The 24542-nt window shown below is 64.9% G+C and carries 22 protein-coding genes; 8 read left to right on the plus strand and 14 right to left on the minus strand.

The genetic code is table 11. The annotated features are described in order from the left end of the window. Positions 1 to 68 precede the first annotated feature (68 nt). The 3 genes from AC1Q7Q_RS02940 to AC1Q7Q_RS02950 all read left to right on the plus strand — a co-directional run bounded on the left by AC1Q7Q_RS02940 (position 69) and on the right by AC1Q7Q_RS02950 (position 3121). Positions 69 to 809, plus strand: a complete 741-nt coding sequence (locus tag AC1Q7Q_RS02940; protein WP_043345337.1) for a 3-ketoacyl-ACP reductase — start codon at positions 69 to 71, stop codon at positions 807 to 809. 396 nt (positions 810 to 1205) lie between these two features. Next, positions 1206 to 1757, plus strand: coding sequence for a polyhydroxyalkanoate synthesis repressor PhaR (gene phaR / locus AC1Q7Q_RS02945; protein ID WP_006155938.1), 552 nt, complete (start codon positions 1206 to 1208; stop codon positions 1755 to 1757). A 383-nt stretch (positions 1758 to 2140) separates the two neighbouring features. Further along, a complete protein-coding gene (locus AC1Q7Q_RS02950; protein ID WP_492372792.1) occupies positions 2141 to 3121 on the plus strand; it encodes a tRNA dihydrouridine synthase in 981 nt (326 codons plus the stop codon). A 46-nt stretch (positions 3122 to 3167) separates the two neighbouring features. On the opposite strand, the gene AC1Q7Q_RS02955 is transcribed toward AC1Q7Q_RS02950, so the two are convergent. The 7 genes from AC1Q7Q_RS02955 to AC1Q7Q_RS02985 form a co-directional block, all read right to left on the minus strand. Next, positions 3168 to 5648, minus strand: a complete 2481-nt coding sequence (locus tag AC1Q7Q_RS02955) for a TonB-dependent siderophore receptor (protein WP_492372793.1) — start codon at positions 5646 to 5648, stop codon at positions 3168 to 3170. Between the two features lie 120 nt (positions 5649 to 5768). Then, positions 5769 to 6776 (minus strand): siderophore ABC transporter substrate-binding protein, encoded by a 1008-nt coding sequence (locus tag AC1Q7Q_RS02960; RefSeq protein WP_492372794.1) that lies wholly within the window; start codon positions 6774 to 6776, stop codon positions 5769 to 5771. Then, the gene (locus tag AC1Q7Q_RS02965) at positions 6773 to 7549 is read right to left on the minus strand and encodes an iron ABC transporter ATP-binding protein (protein WP_492372795.1); all 777 of its coding nucleotides are present in this window, start codon (positions 7547 to 7549) and stop codon (positions 6773 to 6775) included. Before AC1Q7Q_RS02965 ends, AC1Q7Q_RS02960 begins: the two co-directional genes overlap by 4 nt. After that, positions 7546 to 8496 carry an iron chelate uptake ABC transporter family permease subunit gene (locus tag AC1Q7Q_RS02970; protein WP_492372796.1) on the minus strand — a complete coding sequence of 317 codons (951 nt, stop codon included), beginning with the start codon at positions 8494 to 8496 and terminating at the stop codon, positions 7546 to 7548. Before AC1Q7Q_RS02970 ends, AC1Q7Q_RS02965 begins: the two co-directional genes overlap by 4 nt. After that, entirely contained in the window at positions 8493 to 9434 is a 942-nt protein-coding gene (locus AC1Q7Q_RS02975) for an ABC transporter permease (RefSeq protein WP_492372797.1), read from the minus strand. Before AC1Q7Q_RS02975 ends, AC1Q7Q_RS02970 begins: the two co-directional genes overlap by 4 nt. Then, the gene (locus tag AC1Q7Q_RS02980; RefSeq protein ID WP_492372798.1) at positions 9434 to 11200 is read right to left on the minus strand and encodes an ABC transporter ATP-binding protein; all 1767 of its coding nucleotides are present in this window, start codon (positions 11198 to 11200) and stop codon (positions 9434 to 9436) included. The genes AC1Q7Q_RS02975 and AC1Q7Q_RS02980 overlap by 1 nt, the downstream gene beginning before the upstream one ends. Continuing rightward, positions 11194 to 13002 (minus strand): ABC transporter ATP-binding protein, encoded by a 1809-nt coding sequence (locus AC1Q7Q_RS02985; RefSeq protein ID WP_492372799.1) that lies wholly within the window; start codon positions 13000 to 13002, stop codon positions 11194 to 11196. Before AC1Q7Q_RS02985 ends, AC1Q7Q_RS02980 begins: the two co-directional genes overlap by 7 nt. Positions 13003 to 13127: 125 nt before the next feature. Between AC1Q7Q_RS02985 and AC1Q7Q_RS02990 the strand changes: the two genes are divergently transcribed. The 5 genes from AC1Q7Q_RS02990 to AC1Q7Q_RS03010 all read left to right on the plus strand — a co-directional run bounded on the left by AC1Q7Q_RS02990 (position 13128) and on the right by AC1Q7Q_RS03010 (position 18727). Further along, positions 13128 to 13802 (plus strand): TetR/AcrR family transcriptional regulator, encoded by a 675-nt coding sequence (locus AC1Q7Q_RS02990; RefSeq protein ID WP_492372800.1) that lies wholly within the window; start codon positions 13128 to 13130, stop codon positions 13800 to 13802. Between the two features lie 233 nt (positions 13803 to 14035). Continuing rightward, complete coding sequence (rimO, locus tag AC1Q7Q_RS02995) at positions 14036 to 15415, plus strand: 30S ribosomal protein S12 methylthiotransferase RimO (protein WP_052494509.1); 1380 nt, start codon at positions 14036 to 14038, stop codon at positions 15413 to 15415. Positions 15416 to 15518: 103 nt separating this feature from the next. Continuing rightward, positions 15519 to 16703 carry a beta-ketothiolase BktB gene (bktB, locus tag AC1Q7Q_RS03000; protein ID WP_492372801.1) on the plus strand — a complete coding sequence of 395 codons (1185 nt, stop codon included), beginning with the start codon at positions 15519 to 15521 and terminating at the stop codon, positions 16701 to 16703. 49 nt (positions 16704 to 16752) lie between these two features. Continuing rightward, positions 16753 to 17394: a hypothetical protein gene (locus tag AC1Q7Q_RS03005; RefSeq protein ID WP_492372802.1), complete on the plus strand. Its 642-nt coding sequence runs from the start codon at positions 16753 to 16755 to the stop codon at positions 17392 to 17394. Positions 17395 to 17500: 106 nt separating this feature from the next. Continuing rightward, on the plus strand, positions 17501 to 18727 hold the full coding sequence (locus tag AC1Q7Q_RS03010) for a cystathionine beta-lyase (RefSeq protein ID WP_492372803.1): 1227 nt from the start codon (positions 17501 to 17503) through the stop codon (positions 18725 to 18727). A 60-nt stretch (positions 18728 to 18787) separates the two neighbouring features. Here AC1Q7Q_RS03010 and AC1Q7Q_RS03015 read toward each other — a convergent pair whose 3' ends face one another. From AC1Q7Q_RS03015 to AC1Q7Q_RS03045, 7 genes are all read right to left on the minus strand, one after another. Next, positions 18788 to 20419 (minus strand): PepSY-associated TM helix domain-containing protein, encoded by a 1632-nt coding sequence (locus AC1Q7Q_RS03015; RefSeq protein WP_492372804.1) that lies wholly within the window; start codon positions 20417 to 20419, stop codon positions 18788 to 18790. A gap of 22 nt (positions 20420 to 20441) precedes the next feature. Continuing rightward, positions 20442 to 20711: a hypothetical protein gene (locus tag AC1Q7Q_RS03020; RefSeq protein ID WP_492372805.1), complete on the minus strand. Its 270-nt coding sequence runs from the start codon at positions 20709 to 20711 to the stop codon at positions 20442 to 20444. Between the two features lie 50 nt (positions 20712 to 20761). Beyond that, positions 20762 to 21064: a hypothetical protein gene (locus AC1Q7Q_RS03025; RefSeq protein WP_492372806.1), complete on the minus strand. Its 303-nt coding sequence runs from the start codon at positions 21062 to 21064 to the stop codon at positions 20762 to 20764. A gap of 104 nt (positions 21065 to 21168) precedes the next feature. Then, complete coding sequence (serB, locus tag AC1Q7Q_RS03030; RefSeq protein WP_492372807.1) at positions 21169 to 22023, minus strand: phosphoserine phosphatase SerB; 855 nt, start codon at positions 22021 to 22023, stop codon at positions 21169 to 21171. 216 nt (positions 22024 to 22239) lie between these two features. Continuing rightward, a complete protein-coding gene (locus tag AC1Q7Q_RS03035) occupies positions 22240 to 22455 on the minus strand; it encodes a hypothetical protein (protein ID WP_492372808.1) in 216 nt (71 codons plus the stop codon). Positions 22456 to 22576: 121 nt separating this feature from the next. Next, a complete protein-coding gene (locus tag AC1Q7Q_RS03040; protein WP_492372809.1) occupies positions 22577 to 23011 on the minus strand; it encodes an SgcJ/EcaC family oxidoreductase in 435 nt (144 codons plus the stop codon). A 285-nt stretch (positions 23012 to 23296) separates the two neighbouring features. Continuing rightward, the gene (locus AC1Q7Q_RS03045; protein ID WP_492372810.1) at positions 23297 to 24523 is read right to left on the minus strand and encodes an FAD-dependent monooxygenase; all 1227 of its coding nucleotides are present in this window, start codon (positions 24521 to 24523) and stop codon (positions 23297 to 23299) included. Positions 24524 to 24542 lie beyond the last annotated feature (19 nt).

The following is a 24542-nucleotide window of genomic DNA, read 5'->3' on the forward strand; positions in this document are numbered from 1 at the left end:
GGGGTGTGCCGGCGCGGGGGGCTTCCCGCTTGCCGGCGTCAATAAAAACTAGCCATCAAGGAGTAGATATGACTCAGCGCATTGCATACGTAACCGGTGGCATGGGTGGCATTGGAACGGCCATCTGCCAGCGTCTGGCCAAGGATGGCTACAAGGTCGTGGCCGGTTGCGGCCCCAACTCGCCGCGCCGCGAAAAATGGCTCGAGCAGCAGAAGGCCCTGGGCTTCGATTTTGTCGCCTCGGAAGGCAATGTTGCCGACTGGGATTCGACCAAAGCCGCGTTCGACAAGGTCAAGGCCGAAGTGGGCGAGGTCGACATCCTGATCAACAACGCCGGCATCACGCGCGACGTGGTGTTCCGCAAGATGACGCGCGCCGACTGGGATGCCGTGATCGACACCAACCTGACCTCGCTGTTCAACGTGACCAAACAGGTCATCGACGGCATGGCGGATCGTGGCTTTGGCCGCATCGTCAACATCTCGTCGGTCAACGGCCAGAAGGGCCAGTTCGGCCAGACCAACTACTCCACCGCCAAGGCTGGCCTGCACGGCTTCACCATGGCGTTGGCGCAGGAAGTGGCGACCAAGGGCGTGACCGTGAACACGGTGTCGCCGGGCTATATCGCCACCGATATGGTCAAGTCGATCCGCCAGGACGTGCTGGACAAGATCGTCGGCACGATTCCGGTCAAGCGCCTGGGCGCGCCGGAAGAAATTGCCTCGATCTGCGCGTGGCTGGCGTCCGAAGAGTCGGGCTTCTCGACGGGCGCGGACTTCTCGCTGAACGGCGGCCTGCACATGGGGTGATGAACGGCAAGCCATCCCTGGTTTTCCTGGATGGTTTCTTGTCTTGGGAAGGTCCTCTGCCGAGGGCCTTTTTTATTTCCGCGGCCGCTCGGGAGGCCTCTCACCCCGCAGCAATATTGCATCGCACACCCCGCACCGCACCAACGCGCGGGCGTGGCGCGGCATTGCGGGCCCCAAACACCCGCAATCCTTTGCCCCGTGCGGGTTTTCCTTAACGGGTCCGGCTTTCAATAGTGCCTTGTTGGGCATAGAATCAGGGCAGCGGCTAGCCCGCACCAAAATAGATCATGCGTTGCAGGTCAACACGTTGTATCCCCCGCTGGCGGTCCCGATTTGCGCACCGCACAGCATGCGGTGCAGCAGCATGCAACAGCGACGATAAAAGGATAGAGCACGATGGCTACCACCAAGAAAGGCGCAGAGCGACTGATCAAGAAGTATCCAAACCGCCGGCTCTACGACACGCAGACCAGCACCTACATCACGCTAGCCGACGTCAAGCAGCTCGTGATGGATACCGAAGACTTCAAGGTGATCGACGCCAAGTCCGGCGACGAGCTCACGCGCAGCATCCTCCTGCAGATCATTCTCGAAGAAGAGACGGGCGGCGTGCCGATGTTCTCAAGCTCCATGCTGTCGCAGATCATCCGCTACTACGGCCATGCGATGCAGGGCATGATGGGCACCTACCTGGAAAAGAACATCCAGGCCTTCATCGACATCCAGAGCAAGCTGGCCGAGAACTCCAAGGGCCTGTACTCGGGCGAGCCGTTCAGCCCCGATATGTGGTCCCAGTTCATGAACATGCAGGGCCCGATGATGCAAGGGATGATGAGCAACTACATCGAGCAGAGCAAGAACCTGTTCGTGCAGATGCAGGAGCAGATGCAAAGCCAGGCCAAGAACATGTTTGGCACGTTCCCGTTCAATCAGCCGGACAAGAAATAAGCCGGCGCACGCCTCGCCGGCCTGTTGCGCGTTCCCAATCCCCCGGGAACGCATGGAACCCTCGCGGCGCCGGCAGCCTCCTTTCCTGCAAAGTGGCTTCAGGCCGGGCTGGCGTGGAGGCGAATTCCCAGCGCACGCATGACCTTCCTTCGCTGATCGGGGCGATCGGTTAAAATCACGCATATTCGGGTAACGCGCGGAATCACCGCGGCTGCTACCCCTGTCAAATGTGGCGATTCATACTGCGGACTCGCCTGCACAGCGCGAATCCCAATGCCCTCCGCAATCCAAGACCTTCGCCAGGCGCTCGCCGCCGAGGCCACGCCCGTTCCGACGGTGGGTTTGGCGTTTTCTCGTTTTCCGGCATCGCCGCCAGCTTTGCTATGAGCCGGCTGTTTCTTGCCCCCATGGAGGGGCTTGCTGATTACGTGCTGCGCGACGTACTGACCGGCTCGGGAGGATACGATGGATGTGTATCCGAGTTCGTCAGGGTGACGGGCTCTTTGCTTCCCGAGCGTGTCTACGAGAGGGACACACCCGAAATCCTTCACGGCGGCCATACTCCAAGCGGCACGCCGATGGTGATCCAGCTGCTCGGGAGCGATCCTGAGTGGCTGGCGGTCAATGCGGCCCAGGCAGCTACCGTGTCGCCGCATGGCATCGACCTGAATTTCGGCTGTCCCGCCAAAGTCGTCAACCGGCACGGTGGCGGGGCCATGCTGCTGGCGGACCCGGAACTGCTGAACCGGATCGTGTTGTCCGTTCGCGCCGCAGTGCCCGCGAACATCGCCGTGACAGCCAAAATGCGGCTTGGCGTGTCCGATACCGCGCTGGCGATCGACTGCGCCACGGCGCTGGCGGAAGGCGGCGCAGCCTCGCTCGTCGTGCATGCCAGGACGCGCGATCATGGCTACCGGCCTCCCGCACACTGGGAGTGGATCGCTCGGATCGATGCCGCCGTGGACGTGCCCGTTGTTGCCAACGGCGAAGTCTGGACGGTTGCGGACTGGGAGCGATGCCGGGCCGTCAGCGGCTGTGCCGACGTGATGATCGGGCGGGGCGCCGTGTCGGATCCATTCCTGGCCTTGCGCATACGCGGACTGATGGACAGAACGCCCTGCGCCGAGGAATGGCCGTCGGTGCTCCGCCATATCGCCGGCTACCTGAAGAAGCTGCAGGCCAATGACGAATGCGCTCACGAGCACGGACGCGTCAAGCTGTGGCTCAGCTACCTGAAACGGACCTGGCCGCAGGCCGCAGAGCTGCATGCAGCTATCCGGCGCCTGCAAGGGGCGCTGGAGGTTCAGGCGGTGATCGAGAGCGCCCTGGAGGGCATGCCGGGGACATCACCCTCGTTGCAATAGGCTCGCGAGCAGGCGCGGCCATCAGACGCGTATGCGCGCGCATCGTTCAGAAGTCCATCGTGGCCGAGAGCATGAAGGTGCGCGGGGCGCCCAGGGCCAAACTGGACAACAGCGGCATGCCCCAATAGGCCTTGTTTGTCACGTTATTGACGCTGGCCCGCACGGTCAGCGGATGGCTGGAGACCTGGGTAGCATAGCGTGCGCCCAGGTCATACACCGTGTGGCCCGGCACCGACAGCGAGTTGTCGGCACTGATGTATTGCTTGGATACGGCGGTCGCATTGGCGGTCAGCGTCAAGCCCGGCACGGCGGAGGTGTCCCACTCCACGCCCAGCTTGCCTTGCAGCTTGGGCACCCCGGTCGCCTGCTTGCCCTGGTTGACGCCACCGGCGGTCTTGGTGAGCTTGGGGTCCACATAGGCGATGCCACCCATCAAGCGCACGCCGCGCAGCGGCGAGCCAAAGAAGCCCCACTCGACACCCCGGTTGCGCTGCTCTCCGCCAAAGGAAAAGACGTTGGTGGAAATGTCGGTATAGCTGCTTGGCCGCTCGATTTGATACAAGCTGAGCGTGTGGGCGAATTCGCCGAGATCGAGCTTGAGGCCGATTTCCTTCTGCTTGGTCTTGGACGGCGGAAACAGCTCTCCCGCATTGGCGGCAGTTGCCGGCGCGGTCTGACCCTTGCTCAACCCTTCAATGTAATTGCCGTACACGGAAATATGGTTCGTGGCTTTGACCAGCAGCGCGGCCGCGGGTGTCATGGCGCTTGCGTCATAGCGGGCACTGCGCGCCCCGGTCGTGAGGCTGAAGGTATCGGTGAGTACTTCCTGGTGACGCACGCCCAGCGTCAGTTGCACCCTGTCCTGTGCAAAGGACAGGGTATCCGCTACGCCGTAGCTGGTCAGGCGCGTTTCCGTGTGGAGGGTCGGCGGCCAACGCATTCCGGCGGCTGGGCCCCAGACCGGGTTGTAGATGTTGGTGGTCCAGTCCGCGCCCGGGACCGATCTGCGGCCATAGTCCCTTTCGGTGTCCGAGTAGTGCGTGATGTTTAAAGCCCATTGATGCTTGACGCTGCCGGTTTGGAACTTGCCCTTCAATCCAGCTTCCCCCGATGTCTTTTCAATATCGAAGGCCAGTTGGCCCATGCTGTGCCGAACATCGCCCGCCGCGTTGAGCACCTGGGCCGACATCGTACCGTTGTACTTGTAGTTGGTCCTGCTGGTGCCGAAGGCTGCATAGGCCATCAGGTTTTCGCTCACGTCGAATTCGCCGCGGACGATCGCACCCTTGTCCCTGGTGTTGACGAAGGACCAATCCGGGTTCAGCAGGGTCTCGGGCCTGGGTGGCTTGGGCACTGCCACGCCGGGGGCTAGATTGATGCCTCGGGTCACGCCGTCCACGCGGTCATCGCTGCTGTAGAGGTCGGCAGAGACGCGAGCGCGCTCGCCCCGCCAGTCCAGCCCGAGGGACGCGAACTGGGTTTTCTTCTCCTGCCGGTTGACGGCCCCCTCTCCATCCCGATAGACCCCGTTGAAGCGGATGCCGAACTGCTTGTTCTCACCAAAGCGCCGCCCAAGGTCCACATGTCCGCCGAACTGCGCATTGGACATGTAGGTCGCCGTCAGTCGCGTCAGCGGCTCATCGCCCGCGCGCTTGGGCACCAGATTGACGGTGCCGCCCACCGAGCCGCCCGGAGGCATGCCATTGAGCAGGGCCGATGGGCCTTTCAATACCTCGATACGCTCGAACATTTCGGGGGTGGTGCGGTAGTACGGCGCCATGCCGAACAGGCCGCCGATGGTGATATCGCTGGTGTTGGAGGCGAAGCCGCGGATGGAGTAGTTCTCGCTCCAGGCGCCGGTGACGCCGTTGCTGAACACCGTGGGATCGGTGGCGGCGATCACGTCGGTGATGTCCTTGGCCTGCCGGTCTTCGATGAACTTGTCCGTGTAGCTGATGGTGGAAAACGGCGTTTCCATGAAGTCCTTGTCGCCCAGCAGCCCCACGCGGCTGCCGGACGCCACCTGCCCGCCGGCGTAGGCGTCGATCGCTGAGCTCGCCTGTACCGTCACCGCCGGCAACGTAACCCCACTTTCTGCGGCTGGGCTTTGCGTCTGTTGGGCCGTCCGGCTTAGCGTGTAGCGGCCGTTGGCCTCGCGCACTGCCTGCAGACCGTGCCCGCGTAGCAGTTCGGTGAAACCCTCGCGCACGCTGTAGCTGCCGGACAGCCCCTGGCTGTTCCTGCCTTGGAGCAGGCTCGCATCCACGGTCAGTTCGACACCGGCCGCAGCGGCATAGGCTTTGAGCGCCTCGCCCAGCGGGCCGGTCGGCACGTTGAAGCGGCTCCGGGCGTCCACCGCCTGGCCGGTGCTTTGTGCGAGTGCCGGCGGGGCGGCCAAGGCCAGGGCGCCCACGGTCAGCCCCAGCAGCACCGTCGGCACGGCAGCGGCGCGCTTCAGGGCAAAGGCGGGTTGGGGGCGCACCGCCTGCTGTGCAGATCGCGCGATGCGATGGTGACGTTTGGTCATTACAAGCTCTTTTCAGTTGAGATCGGGTTGGTTCTCAGCACGTCTTGCGAGTGAGAAAGCTATGGCGAATACGAATCATTACGTTTTTGGCTTAGGGCCAGGGACAGGCCCTGGAACAAATCAGTGCTGATAGCCCTTGATGACGTCGTCGATCACGAGTTTCAAAGAGGTCGGGCTGGCGGCGGTGACGTACCAAGCTTCAGCATCAACGAAGACCACACGGCCGTTCTTCCAGGCGTTGGTCTGGCGCAGCAGCGGGTTGCCCATGCTCCCGGCGTCCATGACCGGACGGCGCTCCATGACGGCCGTCCGGTCCACCACGAAGATGATGTCGGGGTTGGCTTGTTGGATGAATTCGCTGGAAATCGGCTGGCCATGCAGGCCGGTCTCGACAGTCGGGCTGGCCGGTTTCACGCCCAGGGCATTGAAGACGAACCCGTAACGGGAATGCACGCCAAAGGAACTGAAGGCGCCGTTGTTGTGCAGAACGACAAGCGCCTTCTCGAGACGGCCCCGGGTCATGCGCCTGGCCTCCTCGACCTTGGCGTCCAGTTCAGCCGCTTTCTGGCGGGCGAGGCCTTCCTTGCCAAAGATTCGCCCCAGGGTCATGAGGTGGTCCTTGATGACCTCGATGTGCTTGACCTCGCTATCCCGGTAGTCCACATCGAAATGAATCGTCGGAGCGATCTCGCTCAATTCCTTGTAGTGGTTCGCCTGGAGCGAGGTGATCAGGATCAGTTCAGGCCTGGCGGCATGAACCCGCTCCAGATTGGGCTGAACGATCGAGCCCAGATCCTGAACGTCCGGGGCGTCCTTGTACCTGGCGAGGAAGTGCGGGACGAAATCCTTCGGCATGCCAACGACAGGGACACCCAGTTGGTCGAGGAAATCGACTTCATTCATGTCGAGGGCCGCCGCGCGTTGCGGAAGGTGCTCGACGACGGTCGTTCCCAGCTTGTGCTGAACCGTGACGGGCGCGAACGCTTCCTGCGGGGGCCGGCTGGCAGAATCCGGCTGTGCGGTTGCCTTTGGCGGTTCGGCTGGTTTCCGGCCGCACCCCTGTACCGCGACGGTTGCGGCCATCAGCAGGGCTAACGCCCAACGCCTGTTTCTGTGATTCCGGGTCATTTCAGTTTTCCTGATGGATTGAAGTAGTTGCATACGCATCCTCGATCGCTGCGCACGATTTCGAAGTCCAGTCCATACAGTTCCTGCAGCCGTGTCTCGGTCACAGCCTCCACGACGGGGCCGCAGAAGCGAACCATGCCGCCCTTCAATGCGACGATGTGATCGGAGTAGTTGGCCGCGAAATTGATGTCATGGATCACCAGGATCACGGTGCGCCCGTGCTCGTCACACAAGCGGCGAAGCGCGCGCATGATCTGGACGGCATGCTTCATGTCGAGGTTGTTGAGTGGCTCGTCCAGCAGCAGAACGTTCGTCTGCTGGGCAATGGTCATCGCCAGGAAGGCCATCTGGCGCTGCCCTCCGCTGAGTTCGTCGATGTAGGCCCCGCGCAGCGCTTGCAGCGACAGGAACGCGATGGCCTCGTCGATCACGTCGTGGTCTTTGGGGGTGAGCGCGCCGCGGCTGTAGGGGAAGCGCCCGAAAGCGACGAGTTCCTCGACCGTCAGGCGCAGGTTGAAGTCGGGCGCCTGGCGCAAGGTGGCGACGTGCTTGGCGTATTCGCTGATGCCGATGCTTGAAACCCTGCGATCCCCGATCAGGATGTCGCCCTGGGTCGGCTCCAACAGGCGCGCGATCATCAGCAGCAGCGTCGTTTTGCCTGCGCCGTTGGGGCCGATGAGAGACGTCACGCGCTGCGCCGGGAATTGCGCGCTGACGCCGGAAAGTACGGTCTTGGCGCCGTAGGCCTTGTGAAGGTTGTGAACGGTGATCATGCGGTGCCTCGGGTGCGAACCATCAGCGCGAGGAAATACGCGCCACACACCAGGTTGACGAGAATGCTGACGGTGGTCTTGTAGTTGAAAACGTGTTCGACCAGGAGCTGGGCCACGATGAAGATGCCGATGGCGATCGCGCAGCCGATGGGCAGCGTGACCCGATGCCTGGAAGTCCGGGCCATCGCATAGGCGATGTTCGCCACGAAGATCCCCATGAAGGCCGTGGGCCCGAGCAGGCTGGTCGAGACCGCCACGAGAGCCGCGATCAGCGCGAAGTAGAGCCTCACGTACCGCTGGTAATCGACCCCTAGGGAAATGGCCTGGTCGCGGCCCAGCGAGAGCACGTCGAGGATCGGCAGGGTCTTCAGCCCTGGCAGGCACACGGCCGCGACCAGAAGGGCCGAATAGAGCAACTGCTCGGGTTGTGCCCTGTTGAAGGATGCGTAGCCAAAGCCCTGGAGAACGGCGAACTCGCCCGGGCTGATCCTGAGCTGGACGAACTGTGTGACAGTGCCGATCACCATGGTCAGCACGAGTCCCAGCAGGAGGAGGAAATACACGTTGTACCTGCCGTTGCGCAAAAGCCACCGATGGATGGCCCACGAATAGGCGAGCATCAACAGGATGGAGAGGAAGAAGTTGCCGCTCTGGCCGAGTACCACCTGGCCATGCGTGCCCATGGCCAGGATCAGCAGCGACTGCAACAGCAGATAGACCGCCTCGTATCCCATGATCGCCGGCGTCAGAATCCGGTTGCCCGCGATGGTCTGGAACGTGATCGAGGAGAAGGCGACGCAGATTCCGCCGATGACGATGGCGGCCAGCCGGGCGAGCCGTTTGGGAATGACGTAGTCGAGGTCGAAGCCGGATCGCACGAGGACGAAAGCCGCGGCCAAGGCGAGGACCACCATCCAGAGGGCATATCGGGGGGCCGCGCGCCTCATTGCTTCTTCCAGATGATGAGCACGAGGAACAGCACGCCGCCCACGCTGCCTGCGGTCAGGCCGATGGGCACCTCGAACGGGTAGATGAGCAGGCGGCCGAGAATGTCGCACCCCAGCAGCAGCGACGCGCCGCCCAGCGCGACGATGGGCAGCGTCCGGCCCAGGTTGTCGCCGTGATGCAGCGCGACCAGGTTGGGGATGACCAGCCCGACGAAGGGGATCGCGCCGACGGTGATGACCGTGGCCGACACCGTGACCGCCACCAGCATCAGGCCCAGCGCCGCCGTTGCCGAATAGCTCAGCCCCAGGCTGGTGGCCATGCCTTCGCCCATGCCGAGCACGGTGAAGCGGTGCGCATACAGGTAGGTGAGCGCGACGATCGGCAGGATCAGGTAGATGATCTCGTAGTTGCCCTGGACGACCTTGGAGAAATCGCCGAGCAGCCAGCCCTGCATGCTTTGCAGGATGTTGTACCGGTAGGCGTAGAACTCGGCCACGGCACTGAGCACGCTGCCGTACATGAGGCCGATGACCGGCACGAGGACGGTGTTCTTGAATTTGATGCGGCGGATGATCGCCACATAGACCAGGCTCGCGGCGAAGCAGAAGACCAGCGCGAACAGCATCCGGCCCATCGGGCCGCCGGCGGGCGCCAGCGTCATCGACACCAGGATGCCGAGCTTGGCCGCATCCAGTCCGCCCGAGGTGGCCGGCTCGACGAATTTGTTGCGGACGATCTGCTGAAGGATCACGCCGCAGACGGACAGGCCTACGCCGGTCAGAACAAGCGCTGCCAGGCGGGGCAGGCGGCTGGCCGTCATCGTCAGCCAGGCATCGCCCGACAGCGAGAATACCTGCGACCACGCCAGCTGCCGGGCACCGACCAGCAGCGAGGCGCCGCAGAGGATGGCGAACAAGCCAAGCCAATGTGCGCGCATCAGCGTCGGTCTCCGTTCGACGCCGCCGCGATGCGCCAGCCTCTGGCGGCCCGGCGCTGGGCCAGGAAATGCGCGTAGCGCCCCTGGCTCGCGCGCAATGGCGCGGGCGAACCCTGCTCGACGACCTTGCCGCCATCGAGCACCACGATCTGGTCGGCCATTGCCACCGTCGAGAGTTGGTGCGCGATGACGATCAGCGTGCGCTTGCCGCGCAGACGCGCCAGCGCCTCGGCGATGGCGGCCTGGTTCTCCGCGTCCAGCGCGGCGGTGGCTTCGTCCACCAGCAGGATGGGCGCGTCCTTGATCAGCGCGCGGGCGATGGCGATGCGTTGGCGCTCACCGCCCGACAGGCGTGCGCCGCCTTCGCCGACCGGGGTGTCGATGCCCTGCGGCAGGCGCTCGATGATCTCGGCCACGCCGGCCTGCCGCGCAGCTTGCATGATCTCGACATCGTTGGCATTGGGTTTGCCGATGCGGATGTTGTCGGCAATGCTGCCCGCAAACAGGTAGTTGTCCTGGAAGATCTGACTGATCTGGCCGGCCAACTGCGCGTTGGACATCTGCCGCACGTCCACGCCACCGACGAGTACGCTGCCCTGGCTCACATCGAAGAAGCGTGCGATCAGCCGCACCAGTGTGGTCTTGCCCGACCCGGAGGCGCCAATCAGCGCGGTCATGCTGCCCGGCTCGATGCGCAGGTTCACGCCCTTCAGCACATCGGGTTGATCCGGTGTGTAGCGCAAGCTCACCTCGCGCAGCTCGATCGACGCATCACGCGGTGCCTGCGGCTGGTCCGGTTCCGGCAAGGGCTTGACCGCAAGGATCTCGCGCACCGCGTCGAGCTGGCCGCGCGCGCCGCGCAGGACATCGCCATAGCCGGCCACGTCCAGCAGCGGATCGATGTAGCGGTTGGCCAGCAGCAGGGCCACGATGACGGCGACGACCGAGTCCGCTTCCAGCGCGCCGCCCAGGCAGGCGTTGAGCCACAATGCGGCGGCGATCAGCAACGCGGCGAAGACGGCCTGCACGACCCAGGCGTTGAGCGCCGTGGACGCCGCCGACAGATAGATCAGCCGCGTGCCGGAATGGCGTTGCTGGTCGATGGCCTGTTCAAGCAAGCGCGTGCTGCCGCCTCCACCGTTGAATGCGCGCAGTGCCGACTGGGCCTGGGCGAACTCGACCATGCGCTGGCTGGTGTGGGCGAAGTGGCGATGGAAGGTGTGGTCGGCGCGCCGGCCCAGGCGCGCGGCGATCAGGAACGTGCCGATCAGGATCGGCAGCGCCGCCAGCGCGATCAGGCCCATCGGCCAGTGCCGCGCAAACAGCGCGGCCACGATCACCACCGGTGTCACGGCGCCGCTGATCACCGGCGTGAGCACGTGTGCGGGAAGCTGGGCCACTGCCATCATGCCGTTCGTGATGACATGGCCAAGCCGGGCGCTGTTCTCCGGCGTGAACCAGCCGACGGGCAGGCGTGCAACGTGGTCGCCGATCCGCTGGCGCGCGCCCTGCAGGACGGCAACCCCCACGCGCACGCCGGCCTTCTCCACCTTGCGCCGCCAGCCCCAGCAGGCCGTCATGCCGGCCAGCAGCACGATGAGCCACAGCGCCGCGCCGCGCGTATCGCCGGCCAGAAGGCGGCTGAGAATGGGCACCAGCGTGGTGATGGTCAGCCCGCTGAGCAGGCCATGGAACACGGCCATCCAGGCGTAGCGGCGCAAGACGTGCGCATCGTCGCCCAGCAATCGAATGAAGGTTTTCAGCATGACGGCACCGCCAGCTCCTGGGGTTCTTCGTAGCCGCCCAGCGTCCATAGCCGTGCATAGCGGCCTTTGCGCGCGATCAGCTCGGCGTGGCGGCCTTGCTCGTGGATCGTGCCGTTCTCGATCACGATGATGTGGTCGGCGTGCATCACCGTGTCGAGCCGGTGTGCAATGATCAGCAGCGTGCGGCCTTGCGCGAAGCGCGATAGCGCGTCCTGGATCGCCACCTCGTTCTCGGCATCGGCGGCCGCGGTGGCTTCGTCGAGCACGAGCACGGACGGATCGAGCAGCACGGCACGGGCGATGCTCACGCGCTGCTGCTCGCCACCGGAGAGCAGCGCGTCCTCGCCTATCATCGAGTCGTAGCCGCGCGGCAGGCCCAGGATGCGCTCATGAATGTTCGCGGCGCGCGCGGCGTCCTCGACCTCCTGCCGGCTGGCCGAGGGCCGGCCCAGCGCGATGTTCTCGCGTACGCTGGCGTGGATGAGGCGCACCTCCTGCAGCACGAAACCGATGCGCTGGTACAGATCCGAGGTCTCGATATGCCTCAAATCCACGCCGCCGAGCGTGATGCGCCCATCGGTCGGGTCGAAGAAGCGCAGCAGCAGCCGGGCCAGGGTCGATTTGCCAGCACCGGACGCGCCGACGATGGCGGTCACCGTGCCGGGCTTGAGGGTGAAGCTGACGTCCGACAGCACCTTGTTCTGTGCGTCGTAGGCGTAACCGACGTGCTCAACGCGGATTTCGGTACCCGTGGGCAACTGCCGCCTATCGGGCGCCGGCTGCTCCAGCACAGGCGTCTCCAGCAGCGCCTGCACGCGCTGGGCGGCACCGGTGGCATGGTTCAGGTCATGGATGATGTAGTGCAGCAGCAGCAACGGCGCGCAGAGGCCCGGTGCCACCAGAGCGAACGGCAGCACGTCCACTGGGGTAATCCAGCCCAGGCTAACGAACAGCGTGCCGAAGACCAGCACCACGCCCAGCACCGCCACCGGCGCGATCATCGCGTTGGCGTTGGCCATCGAGCCCACGAGGGGACGGGTGAAACCGACAAAGGCTTGGGCGAAGGCATCGACTGCCTCGCGGTAGCCGCCGTGCGCCTTGCCGCTGGCCCCGAAGGACTTGACCACGGGAATGCCGTTGACGAACTCGACTACCGCGTTGTTGATCCGCCCCAGCCCGTCGACGAATGCCTTCATGTTCGCCCCGCTGGCCTTCATGGCCCTGCCGAAGAACAGGAAGAAGCCCGGGAACGGCAGGATCGAGACGATGGCCATGCGCCAGTCCATCGCGAACAGGTAGATGACCGAGATCAGGATGGCGCCGACGGTGCGCCCTAGCGTCGTGTAAAAGTGCGCGGTCAGGCTGTGCAGCGTGCCGATGTCGTCCTGCATCGCCTGCTTGACCTCGCCCGATGCGCGGCTGGTGAACCAGCCCAGCGGCACGCGGGCCAGCCGCTGCGCGGCCGCCAGGCGCAGGTGATGGGTGATGCGGTTGTCGGCCAGATGGGCGGTCAGTTCCCCGGCGGACACCAGCGCCATGCCGACGAACAGGCTCACCACGCTGGCAATGACGGTCCACCAGACTTCGCCCTGCACTTGCGTGCGTGCCGCTGCCGCGATGTCGGCGCCGCCGAGGACGATCTTCGCGATATGCGCGATGCCGGCCAGCGGCACCAGCGTGAACATGGCACCCACGCCGGCCAGTGCCGCGGCGGCGATCAGTTGCCCACGGATGGGGTTCAATACTTGGCTGAGCGGTCCGGGTCCCTTGGGTTTGGCCGCAGCCGCGTCACGAGTGTTCATGAAAAAGAGACGTCCAGAGATTCAGAAAGGTGGGATGGGGCGGTCATGGAGGAGTCCCGTGAATCGAAATGATAATTAGTTGCATGACTATAAACTAATTGACGAAAGGCTGGCAAGGCGGCTACATGGCTGTCACCAGCGATCAAGGAACAAAGATGAAATCGCCACAACAACCTTCGGCGCGCGGGCGCCCTCGTACCATCACGCGCGAACGGATCGCCGACGCGGGCATCGAGATCGGCTTGCCGAACATCACCTTCGTCGGCGTCGCTGCCGCACTCGGGGTCAGCCATATGGCGCTCTACAAGCATGTGCCGAGTCTTGAGGAACTCAAGCGCCTGGTCGCTGAGGAGATCTTCAGCCGCTGGCAGATTCCGCAGGCTTGCGGCAAGGGACGTGGCGGATTAAAGGATTACCTGATCGCGTTCACCACATCGGTACGGGAGTTCGTCAAGGCACACCCTGGGCTGACGCCGTACGTGATCCGCAGGTTGGCTGCGACACAGCCCATGCTCGCCAAAATCGACGGGCACCAGAGCCATATCGCGCATGCCTACGGCATCTCGAAGGAACAGGCACGCTGGCTGCTTGCGACGGTCGCATTCCACTGCATTGCCGTGGCCGACACGGTGTATTCGGTAGCAGGCCGAGAACCCCTTGTGGAGGCGGACCGCGCGGCGGAAGAAGCCGAGATGGAGGCGGAGCTTGTTCAGGGCATGCACGCGCTCATCGTCGGCGCGCTTGCCATGCTGGAGGAAGACGCCCACCGTGACAGCTCGGCATTGCGGATCAAGTCATAGGCGTTGCGAAACGCCAGGCCCACGCCGCTCGAATGCCAGCGAAGCGTTGGGTCTTGACCGGACGTCGTAGGCGGCATTGGCCCGCGCGATAGCCTGCAGCCGCAAACGGCCGGCCATGTTCATGTCTGCCATGAGGCCCCGGCAAACTCCCGCGAGCGGTTAAAATGCGCGATTGGCTTTGAACCGCCGGGTGGCCATGTCCCGCCCCGCTCGCTCCACATTTGGAAGTAACCGTGAAAAACCCTTCAGAATCAACGATCAAGAAAGACCATATTCCAAATGTGGGATTCGTAAGCCTTGGATGTCCAAAGGCACTTGTGGATTCCGAGCAGATCATTACCCAGCTGCGCGCCGAGGGCTACGCCATCAGCGGCACCTATGACGGCGCCGACTTGGTGGTCGTCAATACCTGCGGTTTTATCGACGAAGCCGTGCAGGAAAGCCTGGATGCGATCGGCGAGGCACTGGCCGAGAACGGCAAGGTGATCGTCACCGGCTGCCTGGGCGCCAAGAAGAACGCCGCGGGTGAGGACATCATCACGTCGGTGCACCCGAAGGTGCTGGCCGTGACCGGCCCGCACGCGCTGGGCGAGGTGATGCAGGCCGTGCACACGCACCTGCCCAAGCCGCATGACCCGTTCATGGACCTGGTGCCGGCCGCCGGCATCAAGCTCACGCCCAAGCATTACGCCTACCTGAAGATCTCCGAGGGCTGCAACCATCGCTGCTCGTTCTGCATCATCCCGTCGATGCGCGGCGACCTGGTCTCGCGCCCGGTGGCGGAAGTCATGCTGGAGGCCGAGAACCTGTTCAAGTCAGGCGTCAAGGAACTGCTGGTGATCTCGCAAGACACCAGCGCCTATGGCGTGGACGTGAAGTACCGCACCGGTTTCTGGGACGGCCGCCCGCTCAAGACGCGCATGACCGAGCTGGTCGGCGCGCTGGGTGAGCTGGCTGCCAAGTACGGCGCCTGGGTGCGCCTGCACTACGTGTACCCGTACCCGCACGTCGACGAGATCATTCCGCTGATGTCGCAAGGGCACGTGCTGCCTTACCTGGACGTGCCGCTGCAGCACGCCCACCCGGATGTGCTCAAGCGCATGAAGCGCCCGGCCAACGCCGAGAAGACCATGGACCGCATCCGGGCCTGGCGCAAGATCTGCCCCGAGCTGACCATCCGCAGTACCTTTATCGCGGGCTTCCCCGGCGAGACCGAGGAAGAGTTCCAGACGCTGCTGGACTTCATCGCCGAAGCGGAACTGGACCGCGTGGGCTGCTTCGCCTATTCGCCGGTGGACGGCGCCACGGCCAACGACCTGCCGGGCGCCTTGCCCGACGAAGTCCGCGAAGAGCGCCGCGCCCGCTTCATGGAAGTGGCCGAGGAAGTGTCCGCCCGACGCCTGCAGCGCAAGGTCGGCCAGACCCTGCGCGTGCTGGTCGACGAGATCAACCAGGACGGTGGCATTGGCCGCTCGTCGGCCGACGCGCCGGAGATCGACGGCCTGGTCTATATCGACCCGCCGGCGCAGGGCGCGCCGCGCTACAAGGTCGGCGAATTCGTCTCGGTGAAGATCACCGGCGCGGATGGCCACGACTTGTGGGGCGAAGTCTGAGGCTGGTAGCAGCCATCGGTCCGGATAGGTAAAAGTACGATCGTTCGTTTTGGCGTGCGCGCCGCTATACTGTGCGCTGCAACATCAGCCCAGGAGACACAAAATGACACGTGAAGTGGTGGTGGTGAGCGGCGTTCGGACCGCAATCGGTACCTTCGGCGGCAGCCTGAAGGATCTTTCCCCGACCCAGATGGGCGCCATGGTCGTGCGCGAAGCGCTGGCCCGCGCGCAGGTCAGCGGAGACGACGTCGGCCATGTGGTGTTCGGCAACGTCATCCAGACCGAGCCTCGGGACATGTACCTTGGCCGGGTGGCGGCAGTGGAGGGCGGTGTCACCATCGACGCGCCGGCCCTGACCGTCAACCGCCTGTGCGGCTCGGGCTTGCAGGCCATCGTCAGCGCCGCGCAGACCATCCTGCTGGGCGATGCCGATGTGGCCATCGGCGGCGGCGCGGAGAGCATGAGCCGCGCACCGTACCTGGCGCAGTCGGCCCGCTGGGGCGCACGCATGGGCGACGCCAAGATGCTCGACATGATGCTAGGTGCGCTGCATGACCCGTTCCACGGCATCCACATGGGCGTCACTGCCGAGAACGTGGCCAAGGAATACGACATCTCCCGCAACCAGCAGGACGAAGCCGCGCTGGAATCGCACCGGCGCGCATCGGCGGCGATCCGCGCCGGCCACTTCAAGGACCAGATCCTGCCGGTCACGCTGAAGGGCCGCAAGGGCGACGTGACCTTCGACACCGACGAGCACGTGCGCCACGACGCGGTCATGGAAGACATGACCAAGCTCAAGCCGGTCTTCGTCAAAGAGAACGGCACGGTAACCGCGGGCAACGCCTCGGGCTTGAACGATGCCGCTGCCGCGGTGGTGCTGATGGAGCGCGCCGAGGCCGAGAAGCGCGGCCTCAAGCCGATGGCGCGCCTGGTCTCCTATGCGCATGCCGGCGTCGATCCCAAGACCATGGGCATCGGCCCCGTGCCGGCCACCAAGAAGGCGCTGGAACGTGCTGGCCTGACCGTGGCCGATCTCGACGTGATCGAAGCCAATGAAGCCTTTGCCGCGCAAGCCTGCGCGGTCACCAAGGCACTCGGTCTCGATCCGGCCAAGGTCAACCCGAACGGCTCGGGCATCTCCCTGGGGCACCCGATCGGCGCCACCGGCGCGCTGATCACCGTCAAGGCCCTGTACGAGCTGCAACGCGTGCAAGGCCGCTATGCACTGGTGACCATGTGCATTGGCGGTGGCCAGGGCATTGCGGCGATTTTCGAACGACTCTGAACCTGAGGCTGCCTTGCGGCGCGTAGCGACTCTGCCTTTGCCTTTGTCCATGTCCTTGTCACTTCCCGTCTCCCTGTCTCTGGCAGCCGGGCTGGCCGCGGCAACGCTGGCCGGCGCCGCGCTGGCCGCCGGCGCCACCGAGCTGTCCACCGCCACGCCCGGCACCGCCAATGCCGCCAGCGATGCCAGCCAGGTACAGGGTTTCGGGATCAACCAGGCCATCCGCGAGGGCGAGGCGCGGCGCGGTGCGCAGCTTTCAACCGGGCCCGCGCCCAATGCGCTCGCGCCGCGACCGGAGTACGCTGCGCTGCCGGTCTACGTGGGCACGCTCGGGGACCAGCCGGTGCGCCTGCGCCTGGGCCCCAAGCCCGACGAGCGCGACAGCGTGCGCGGTGAGTACAGCGTTGGCCGTGCTGGCGGCGTGCGGTTGCTGGCCGGCGAATTCGAGAACGGCGCTTTCCTGATGGAGGAGTCCAATGACGGCACGCACGTCACGGGCAACTGGGAAGGCACCATCGACGGTGCCGGTATCGTGCACGGCAACTGGACCGACCCGGTCAACCCGGCCATCGTGCTTCCCTTCATGATCCGGCCACTGGGCGTGCTGGTGATCCCGCCCTTTGACATGACCCCCAACAGCGGCATTACCTACGCCCCGCCCGCACCGAAGTCCTCGATTTCCGGCCGGTAGCGTCAAGCCGGGGTGGACAGGGGCAGGCTCGCCAGGTAGGCCAACGCGCACCCGAATGCTGGTAAGCTCGAACGTTCATCGAGTTATCGCCAGACAAGGAATCGCCGTGTCCGACCGCCAGCCACCCGAGCAGCCCGCTTCCCAACCCGCCTACCTGGCGACCGTGGCCGTCCAGCCAGAGTTGGATATCGCGCCGGGCTTCGCCTCGTTTTCCCAAGCTACCCATCGTGGCTCCACCGTGGTGTTCCGCAACCTGGCGGAGCTGCGCGCGCATGGCGACGGTGCCACGACCTACTGGCGCTATGGCCTGCATGCCACGCCCACCAGCGAGGCGCTGTGCCAGCACCTCGCGCTGATCGAAGGCGCGCGCCATACGCTGCTGCTGCCGTCGGGGCTGGCCGCGATCTCGCAGGTCTACTTCGCCTTGGTCAAGTCGGGCGACGACGTGCTCGTCCCGGATAACGTCTACGGCCCCAATCGCGAGCACGGCGAATGGCTGGCACGGGACTTCGGCGTCTCCGTCCGTTATTACGACCCCATGATCGGGGCGGGCATTGCCGGGCTGATCCGTCCCAACACCCGCCTGATCTGGATGGAGTCGCCGGGCTCGGTGACGATGGAGATCCCTGACACCGAGGCCATCGTGGCCGCGGCAAAGGCGCGCGGGGTGCTCACCGCCATCGATAACACCTGGTCCGCCGGCGTATATTTCCGACCGTTCGACAAGGGCATCGACATCTCGGTGCAGGCGCTCACCAAATACCAGTCGGGCGGCAGCGATGTGCTGATGGGCGCTGTGCTGACCACCGACGACAAACTCCATGACCGCATCAAGCGCGCCCGCATGCTGATGGGCTGGGGCGTGTCGGCCGACGATTGCTACCTGGTGCTGCGCTCGCTGCCGAGCATGCCGGTCAGGCTGGCGGCGCACGACCGCGCCGCGCGCGAAGTGGCCGAGTGGCTGAACCAACGCCCGGAAGTGGTCAAGGTCTTGCACCCGGCGCTGCCGGACTGCCCCGGCCACGACTTCTGGCTGCGCGATTTCAGCGGCGCCACAGGCCTGTTCTCGATCGTGCTGCATGCGCGCTACACGCGTGCCCAGGTCGATGCCTTTGTCGAGGCCTTGCGCCTGTTCGCGATCGGCTGGTCCTGGGGCGGCGCGCATAGCCTGGCGGTGCCGTACCACGTCCAGACCATGCGGCCCCAAGGCAGCTGGCCGCCCGTTGGCTGGGAGAACGCCGGCGAGCTGGTGCGCCTCTATATTGGGTTGGAAGATACCCGCGACCTGATCGCCGACCTGCGCGGCGCGATGGAATTGCAACTGGTGGCATGAAATAAGAAGGGCCGCCCCGGACACTGTCCGAGGCGGCCCTTTTTTTGCCTTGTTGCCGCCCTAGCCAGCCGTCGATCCCGCCGCGGCAGCGTCCGCCACATTAGAGCGAGGCTTCCCTTGCATGGCCCACACCGAGTTTGGCGGGCCGTTGCGCGCACGGCGCTGCGTCAACCGGGCCAGCGCGGCAAAGCCACAGGCCAGCGCCAGCGCACCGATATCGAAGCTCGCCACGGCCCAGTGCCCGGCCAGCGCGGCGCGCCACAGGAAGTCCCCCGTTACCAGCGCATTGACCAGCGGCACCAGCAATGCGGCAACGGCCGCGGCCCACAGCAACTCGATCGCGGCGCGTGCCGGCGCACGCATCAGGGCCCATCCAAGCGCCGCGAAAAAGACCGGGAAGTAGGTGTAGCTGGAAGCCCGCGCGGGCCAGAGCAGGGCGCCGCAGAAGGCTGCCGCCACGCCAATGCAGCAACCGATGCACACGCCGACCGTCGCCTGCGCCAGCAGGCGGTGCACGCGCGGCTGCGCCTGCTGCCGGGTCTTGCGGCGCGATTCGATCCACAGCAGGTTGCCGGAATAGAACAGGAAGGCCCCCGCCAGTCCCGCCAGCAGGTAGACCAGGCGCAGGGCCAAGTCGCCATAGGTGCCAAAGTGCAGCGCGTAGATCATGCTGAAGATGGCGTGGTTGCTGTCGCGCCCGGCGGCGGTCTGGTCCGCCAGCACGCTGCCACTGTCCGGCTGGCCGGCGGCAGCGTGCACCGAAACCGACCCGTAGTTGCCAAGGACGCGTGCGCTGTCGCCGCGAATCTCGATCAGCGCGTTGGCGTCGCCGTAGTGCTGATAGCGCACCGACAGCGGCGTGAACCGCTCACCCGCGCTGGCGCGCGCCGCCGCCAGCAACGTAGCGGCCGGCAGGGGCCGTGCCGCGCGGCCTGATGCCTTCAGTTCTGGCGAGGCGGTGGTCAGGCGCGGCAACGCCTCGGACAGCTTGCCATCGAAGGCCATGACGTTGAACACCATCGCCAGCACCAAGCCAAGGCATAGCACCGCGCCGGTGATGGCGAACACCAGGTGGAAGGGTAGGCTGAACAGGCCGACGACGTTGTGCGCATCCATCCAGAAGCGCTTGAGGTTGCGCCCCGGCCGGATGGCAAACAGGTCCGGCTTGAGCCGCGGCAGGTGCAGCAGCACGCCCGACACCAGCGCAAGCCCATACAGCACCGCGATAACGCCCATGAAGTAGCTGCCGGCCACCGGCACGCCGAGCGTGTAGTGCAGGCTGTTGATGAATGCTGCCAATTCTTCGGGCGCCGTGTCGAGCGCGGTGTCCTTGGGCGTGGTCTTGCCCCCGTCAAGCTTGGCGGAGGTTGTGGTGTGCCACTCGCCGGCCTGGTCTTGCCAGTAGGCCGTGAAGCCAGGCTCGTGCTCCGTCGGCAACGTGACGTAGGCGCTGGCTGCGCTCTTGGGATGCGCCGCCACCAGGGCCTGCATGAAGTGGTCGAGCGCGGCCGGGTTGGCCGGCTGGGCGGCCGGGCTATGCGCGGCCGTGCGCTGCGGCGATTGCCAGGCGTGCAGTTCCTCGTGGAAGACCGTGATCGCGCCAGCGAAGAAAGCGATGAAAAGGGCCCAGCCGGCCATCAGGCCGACCCAGGTGTGCAGGGTTTGGTACAAGCGCAGGGTTGTGGCTTTCATGCGGGGTTCCTGGTGCGCCGGTTCATGCCGCGCCGGGGGCGAGCAGCAGGCGCCATGCCCACAGTCCGCCGTAAGCGATCAGGTTGCCAGCTGCGAGCCAAAGCCAGGCCGCGCGGCTGGTGGCGAATAGCAGGCTGGCGCAGAGGATCGCCACCCAGATCGGCAGGCAGGCGAGGATCACGCCGATGGCTCCGCTTTGCCAGCCGCCGGGCAGCCAGATGACGCCTAGGGCGGATAGCGCGACCGCTAGCGGCAGCCCCAGCAGGGTGCCGGCCAGCCACTTGGTGCCCATGCCGGGCTTGGGTTTGCTGCGGACGTTTTGGGGACTGGGGGCGGCTTTCATTAGCCGGCCTGGGCGAGGCGCTGGCGCCGCGCATCGCGGTAAGCACCGGCAAAAGGCCATAAGGACAGGCCGGTGCCAACCGTGGCCAGCGTGGCCGCGATCGCGGCCGGCCAGCCCTGCGTCAGGCTCCATGCCCACGCCGAGGCGGCGATCGAAAGGGTGGCTAGCCAGCACAGGCGCGTGCGGCGGCTTCGTGCCGTGGCTGGCACGGATAGTGGCAGCAGCAACAGGCGCTGGTTGGGCGATGCCAGGTACAGGCAGCATGCGCCACCCAACCCCAGCAGCACTGCAAACACTTGCATGGCGGGCTCAGTAATTTCTTACAAAGCCGGATGATAATAATTCTTATTTCAATTCGCAAGCGCGCCGCATATGGTCTGCCTGTGCCGGGCGCAGGCAGCGGCAGTTAATGCGGGAAAAGCTGCAGCAAGCCGTCCAGCCCAACGTGGTTGAACGCTACGCTGGCCTGCGCGCGCACCACCGGCTTGGCACGGAAGGCCACCGACAGGCCGGCCACGGCCATCATCTTCAGGTCGTTGGAGCCATCGCCCATGACGATGGCCTGGGACGGGTCCGCGCCGATCTGCGCACACACTTCCTGCACCGTGCGGGCCTTGACGTCGGCATTGACGATCTCGCCCAGCACCTGGCCGGTGAGCTTGCCATCGACGATCTCCAGCGTATTGGCGCGGGTCACGTCGAGCTTCAGGCGGGGCTTGAGTTTTTCGGTGAAATGCACGAAACCGCCTGAAACCAGCAGGGTGCGCATGCCCAGGGCCTGCACGGTCTGCAGCATGTTCTCCGCGCCGGGCGACAGGCGCAGGCGCTCTTCATACACGCGGTCCAGCACACTGGCGTCCAGCCCCTTGAGCAGGGCCACACGGCGGCGCAGGCTTTCGTTGAAATCAGTGATCTCGCCGCGCATGGCCGCCTCGGTAATCGCCGAGACCTCCGCCTTGAGGCCGCAGAAGTCTGCGATCTCGTCGATGCACTCGATGGTGATCAGCGTGGAGTCCATATCCATCGCCACCAGCTTGAAGTCCGACAGCTTGCGGCCGGCGGGCACGATGGCCCAGTCGATGCTGCGCGGGCCGCAGTAGGCGTCCAGCGCTTCGCGCAGGGCGGGTGTCAGCGCGGCGCTTGCATCGGCGGCAGCCACGGTCTGCGCGCGCAGCGCGAGCGTGGGAGCCTGGGCGATGGCGCGGATGGCGTCGATATCGTTGGCGGACAGCGGGGCGGGACTTTGCAGAATCAGGGACATGGCGCGAATGCAGGGCCGGGCCGGGCGGCCCATGGCGGTAAATGCAGGATGCGAGCCGCAGCGGCGGCGAAGACCGCTATTGTATATGCCCGCGCGCATGCGGCGCAGCCGCCGCCCGATAGCGCTAGCTGCTGCACGGCGCAATCCGTGCGGGCGGATGTGTTCTATCGTGCTCGTCGAGGTCTGGGGCCGGCCCGCAGGCCAGCCCTCATCGCACTACGCCATTTGCGCGTTAGCCTCGCACTGCGCGGCCAGTTCGCTCAGCACCAGCGTCTCATGCGCCAGCCCGGCGGCCAGCGACAGCACCCGGTTCTGGATCTCCGGGTTCAGGTCGCCGAAGACGCCGGATTCGGCGTTGTCACAGGCCAGGAAGAGCAGGGCACAGAGCTGGGCCGATTTCTCGACGGCCAGGCGCCAGGCCGCGTGAGCCAATGAGTCAGGAAGCGGCTGAACGTCATAGCTGCTTGATATGCCGCTTCCAACCCACGCTGGACGCGCGATCCGCCAGCAAGCAGGCAACACCGTACGTCGTGGAAGCAACTTTGCTGCTCGATCAAGGACTCCGGCCGTCTCTTAAGACAGCTTCTCCCGTGCGGGGATTCGTCAGGGTGACATTCTCGAGCGCCTTGATTCGCCACTCGCCAACCTGTCGCGTCAGCACGGCAAGGATCAGCGTGTCGACGGCGTGCGGGCCCGCCGGATGAGCAGCACCGACCGTGAGGCGGCTCCAGAAGTGAATGACCGCCCCATCGTTGCCAATGGGGATCACGTCGATCAGCTCGTTATCCAGCGTGGAATCGCTGTAGATAGTTGCGTGGATGGGCGCATGCAGCTTGATAATCGCCTCGACGCCCCGCACGTAGTGCCCGAACCGGTTCACAAATGTCGCATCCTCATGAAACAATGTGCCGAGGGACTGCATGTCGTGGCTGTTCCAAGCGGTCTGAAACGCGTGGAGCACGTCTTCGGGTTGACTCAGTTGAATCATGGTGGATTCTCGCAAGTGTCTATGTTGCAACGCCCGACGTCCGCATCGGACGGTTGTTGTCGAGCGGTCAAAGCAAATTCTGCCTTACCACGGCATGTCGGCTCGTGGCTGACTCCGGTAGACCGAGGGGAGGGCGCCAGTTGGCTCTTCCCGACCCGTTGCCGCCGTTCGAGTTTCAATGACCAATGTTTGTTATGCAGCGCTTACCGGCAGACGCCCGCATGCGAGCTGACTGGATGGAAAGAAATGTTTGCATAAAACCCGATGAAGGACATCTAGCGCACGTCATTCAATACGGTACAGGCTGCCGAAGCGCCCCCCTTGCGCTGGCGTGCTGTCCGTGCAGCTTGGCATTGGCAGGCCCTGTCCCCATGCGGCGGCCAAGACCTGCACGTCACGCACAGGATCGGACGCCTTGGCCCGCTCGTTGCGCATGCGGCAGGTTTCAGGATCGGTGGCGAACAGCCCGCGTGCAAAGACCCGACCTTGCTCCGCTAGCTTTGCAGTTTTGGGGCTGCGGATCTTCGTGAATGCCCGAAAGGCCTCATCCAGGCAGCCGCTTGCGCCATTCAGGCACCGGGCCAAATGCCACGCATCCTCCAACGCCTGGCAGGCCCCTTGCCCCGACGTCGGCAATGGCGCGTGTGCGGCATCCCCAACCAGCAGTACATTTGCCCGACTCCATGTATGCAGCGGCTCCAGGTCATGCACCGCAATCAGCCGGATGGCATTTGCGGGCGTGGCACGGATGATATGCGAGACCGGTTCGGGCCATCCCACGAACAGATCTTCGACCTCCTTGCGTATATCTGCGGTCGGTATGGCTTCAGATAGGGGCCGAGCCTGGGCCGCAGCCCAATACACCAGTTGGGGTCGAATCGCGACGCAACCAAAGCGCTCGCCCGCCCCCCAGAAATCCTGAATCGAAATATCGTCCACTAGCGCATGCTGCCCCTGAGCTACGCCAATCCAGTTCACGAAGCCCTGATAGACAGGTGTGTTGTCACCCGCGACAAACTTGCGCGCCACAGAATCCATGCGGCCGTCGGCGCCAATGAGCAGATCCGGGCGGATGCTCGCACCGTTCTCGAAATGGGCCACAGCCCTGCCATTGGCATCCAGCTCAATCCGCACCGCCCGGTGTCCGAACTCCACCGGTATCCTGGCCCGGGCTACATGATCTAGTAACACCTCCTGCAAGTGCCGGCGTAGCACCGTGTAGGTCGGGTATCCCATCGTCCGGTCCAGCAAGGCAATATCGAGGCCTCCCAATGCATTGCCCACGGCATCCTGGCGATGCATTGTTAGCGGTCGACCACCAATGGCGTCGATGTCTTGCAATAGCCCCAGTTCTTCCAGCACAAAGCAGGCATTGGGCCAAAGCGTCACGCCGGCCCCCAGGGTTGCCGGCTCCGCTCGGCGCTCATAGACCCGAGGGTTGTAACCCTGCTTGCGCAAAGCCAATGCCACGCTCAGGCCCGCGATGCCGCCGCCAAGTATTCCAATTTCCACGTTGAATCTCTCCTGTCCA

The sequence above is a fragment of the Cupriavidus sp. GW823-FHT07A04 genome (assembly GCF_058794615.1).

Excerpts from the sequence above, each read along its gene's own strand:
- AC1Q7Q_RS02940 (WP_043345337.1), top strand. The coding sequence starts at position 69 with ATGACTCAGCGCATTGCATACGTAACCGGTGGCATGGGTGGCATTGGA.
- phaR (WP_006155938.1), top strand. The coding sequence starts at position 1,206 with ATGGCTACCACCAAGAAAGGCGCAGAGCGACTGATCAAGAAGTATCCA.
- AC1Q7Q_RS02950 (WP_492372792.1), top strand. The coding sequence starts at position 2,141 with ATGAGCCGGCTGTTTCTTGCCCCCATGGAGGGGCTTGCTGATTACGTG.
- AC1Q7Q_RS02955 (WP_492372793.1), bottom strand. The coding sequence starts at position 5,648 with ATGACCAAACGTCACCATCGCATCGCGCGATCTGCACAGCAGGCGGTG.
- AC1Q7Q_RS02960 (WP_492372794.1), bottom strand. The coding sequence starts at position 6,776 with ATGACCCGGAATCACAGAAACAGGCGTTGGGCGTTAGCCCTGCTGATG.
- AC1Q7Q_RS02965 (WP_492372795.1), bottom strand. The coding sequence starts at position 7,549 with ATGATCACCGTTCACAACCTTCACAAGGCCTACGGCGCCAAGACCGTA.
- AC1Q7Q_RS02970 (WP_492372796.1), bottom strand. The coding sequence starts at position 8,496 with ATGAGGCGCGCGGCCCCCCGATATGCCCTCTGGATGGTGGTCCTCGCC.
- AC1Q7Q_RS02975 (WP_492372797.1), bottom strand. The coding sequence starts at position 9,434 with ATGCGCGCACATTGGCTTGGCTTGTTCGCCATCCTCTGCGGCGCCTCG.
- AC1Q7Q_RS02980 (WP_492372798.1), bottom strand. The coding sequence starts at position 11,200 with ATGCTGAAAACCTTCATTCGATTGCTGGGCGACGATGCGCACGTCTTG.
- AC1Q7Q_RS02985 (WP_492372799.1), bottom strand. The coding sequence starts at position 13,002 with ATGAACACTCGTGACGCGGCTGCGGCCAAACCCAAGGGACCCGGACCG.
- AC1Q7Q_RS02990 (WP_492372800.1), top strand. The coding sequence starts at position 13,128 with ATGGCTGTCACCAGCGATCAAGGAACAAAGATGAAATCGCCACAACAA.
- bktB (WP_492372801.1), top strand. The coding sequence starts at position 15,519 with ATGACACGTGAAGTGGTGGTGGTGAGCGGCGTTCGGACCGCAATCGGT.
- AC1Q7Q_RS03005 (WP_492372802.1), top strand. The coding sequence starts at position 16,753 with ATGTCCTTGTCACTTCCCGTCTCCCTGTCTCTGGCAGCCGGGCTGGCC.
- AC1Q7Q_RS03015 (WP_492372804.1), bottom strand. The coding sequence starts at position 20,419 with ATGAAAGCCACAACCCTGCGCTTGTACCAAACCCTGCACACCTGGGTC.
- AC1Q7Q_RS03020 (WP_492372805.1), bottom strand. The coding sequence starts at position 20,711 with ATGGGCACCAAGTGGCTGGCCGGCACCCTGCTGGGGCTGCCGCTAGCG.
- AC1Q7Q_RS03025 (WP_492372806.1), bottom strand. The coding sequence starts at position 21,064 with ATGCAAGTGTTTGCAGTGCTGCTGGGGTTGGGTGGCGCATGCTGCCTG.
- serB (WP_492372807.1), bottom strand. The coding sequence starts at position 22,023 with ATGTCCCTGATTCTGCAAAGTCCCGCCCCGCTGTCCGCCAACGATATC.
- AC1Q7Q_RS03040 (WP_492372809.1), bottom strand. The coding sequence starts at position 23,011 with ATGATTCAACTGAGTCAACCCGAAGACGTGCTCCACGCGTTTCAGACC.